We start from the raw sequence: 2,250 nt of genomic DNA, 5'->3' as shown, positions 1-2,250 counted from the left end.
TGCGGGGACATGTCCATTGGGCCCGGAGGGGAATCGGGAGGAGCGGCAGCCCTGGTCCGCGGCACTGCCACCTGTGCCGGCAGCTCCCAGGCGCAGTACAGCTAGCCGCGGTCCAGCCTGTAGCGCCAGGACGGCAGCTGCTTTCCCGCTGTGTCCTCGGCAACCGGGAAGAAAAGCGGTCCTTCCGGAAGCCCAAGCCCTCCAGCAGCCTGCGCGAGGGAAGATTAGGCTCGTAGACCCCCGCGAAAATGGTCCCGCTGCCGCGGGCGCTGAAAAGCCAGTCGACCAGGGCGCTCGCGGCCTCCCGGCCGAGCCCGACCCCGTGGTGGTCCGGGTGCAGAACGTAGCCCAGGCTGGCTGCCTCAGCGGGAATCCGGCCGGGCGCCGGGGGCTCCTCCGTGTTCCAGGTCCGGCCGTCCCCAACGATTTCTCCGGTGGCCCGCAGTTCGATCGCCCAGCCGAAGTGAAACCACTCGGCAGTAGAGGCTGCCGCCGCGGACAGCGCCTGCTCGAGCCGGGCGTGGTTCTGCGCCGGGGTAAGCGGACCGTGGGACAGGTACCGCGTCGCCGCCGGATGGGCGCGGAATCGGAGCAGGGCGCCGGCGTCGTCCGCTGTCAACGGACGCAACAGCAAACGCTCGGTGAGGAGCGGCGCCGGGGTGTAGCTGCCTGCGGCTGCCACAAGGCCGTCAGCTCAGCGCGTTGCGGCGGCCTTCGAAGGCCCTGCCGAGGGTGACTTCGTCGGCGTATTCCAGATCCCCGCCCACGGGCAGGCCGGAAGCGAGCCGGGTGACGGCGATGCCGATCGACTTGAGCATCCGGGCAAGATACGTGGCGGTGGCCTCGCCCTCCAGATTGGGGTCGGTGGCGATGATGATTTCCTGGATGGCGCCGTCGTTGAGCCGGGTCAGCAGCTCACGGATCCGGAGCTGTTCCGGACCGATGCCGGCGATTGGATTAATCGCGCCGCCCAGCACGTGGTACCTGCCGCGGAACGACCGCGTGCGCTCGACCGCCAGGACGTCCTTAGATTCTTCGACGACGCAGATCACCGAGGGATCCCGGCGCGGGTCGCGGCAGATGTTGCACAGTTCCTGCTCCGTCACGTTCCCGCACACCGTGCAGAATTTGACCCGTTCTTTCACAGTGGTGATGGCATCGACGAGCCGCTTCATGTCCTGGGGATCCGCCTCGAGGATGTGGAAGGCCAGCCGCTGGGCTGACTTTGGCCCCACTCCGGGAAGGCGTCCGAGCTCGTCGATCAGCTCTTGAACTGCGCCTTCATACACAATGTCCTCGTTCGTTTGGAGTGGGGCCGGGGCCAGCCGGCAGGGGGTCTGCTAGAAGCGGGGCGGCAGCGGGCTTCCATCCAGGGAGCGTTCCTCTACCAGTTTCCCGCCCAAAATACGCTCGACGGCGGCCCGGCCGAAGACGCCCGATTCCTCGATCGTTTCGTCGTCGGCGCTCGGGATGTCCTGTACGTACACGGTGGTTGCGGCAGCAGCGCGGGTGGGGGCTTTCGCCCGCCCGGCCTCGGCCTCGGGACTGTTCGACAGCCGCTGGTATAGGCTCTGCCGGCCTGCCGGGGCGGCAGCCTCCGGAGCAGCGGTCACCGCAACAGCATCCGCGACTGCAGCGGCGGCAGCGGCAGCCACGCGCGGCGCAACAGCTTCCGCGACGGCCGGCGCCGCTTCGGCGCGGGCAGGGTGGTCCGAGGTCAGTCCGGACGGAGCGGACACCACGCCCGCATACGCCGGGATCTGTGCCGTCGCCGGCTCGTAGTGCACTGGCGCCGGCTCAGGCTCGGGTGCCGAGGGCTCGACATCCGGACCCGTGTACCGGCCGAGGTTCGAATCTGTTCCGACCGTCCAGACGCCCGGTGACTGCTCGACGGCGCGGGCCCACGCATCAGCCGACGCGTCCTGGCCCGCGTCCGGTGTCCCGGCGGGAGAGCCGGCAGCCTTGGTCCCCGGCGCGGCCGGGGACTTGCGGGCTGGAGCCGCTGCCGCTGCTGCGGGCTCGGGGCGGCGCGGCGTGGCGGCGGGTGAAGGATCCCAATCCAGGGGTGGTTCTTCGTCCAGCGGCGGGGCGTCCTCGTCCCGGGGCGGTCCCCAGTCTTCATCAGGGTCGGCATAGGACCCGGACGCCTCCGACGGCCCGCCCGGTTCGACGGATGGCTCGGCCGTGCGGACCTGAGCCTGGGCTGCAGGGGCAGGCACCTGCAGTTCCGGCACCGGCGCTGCCTTGGGA

At 70.1% G+C, this 2,250-nt stretch carries 2 protein-coding genes and 1 pseudogene; all 3 read right to left on the bottom strand.

Going from position 1 to position 2,250, the window contains the following annotated elements; all coding sequences use genetic code 11:
• Nucleotides 1–682, bottom strand: a 682-nt coding sequence (locus LQV16_RS23785) for a GNAT family N-acetyltransferase (RefSeq protein ID WP_356815875.1), incomplete at its 3' end; no start/stop codon positions are given.
• Between the two features lie 7 nt (nucleotides 683–689).
• Nucleotides 690–1,289, bottom strand: a complete 600-nt coding sequence (gene recR / locus LQV16_RS23395) for a recombination mediator RecR (RefSeq protein WP_090579574.1) — start codon at nucleotides 1,287–1,289, stop codon at nucleotides 690–692.
• Between the two features lie 51 nt (nucleotides 1,290–1,340).
• A pseudogene (locus LQV16_RS23390) lies at nucleotides 1,341–2,250 on the bottom strand (DNA polymerase III subunit gamma and tau); the annotation flags it as partial.

Origin of the sequence: Arthrobacter sp. Bi26 (assembly GCF_918697925.1) — a bacterium.
Classification (GTDB): domain Bacteria; phylum Actinomycetota; class Actinomycetes; order Actinomycetales; family Micrococcaceae; genus Arthrobacter.
The sequence above is the reverse complement of the archived record's forward strand: the minus strand, read 5'-3'. Positions and strand labels throughout refer to the sequence as shown.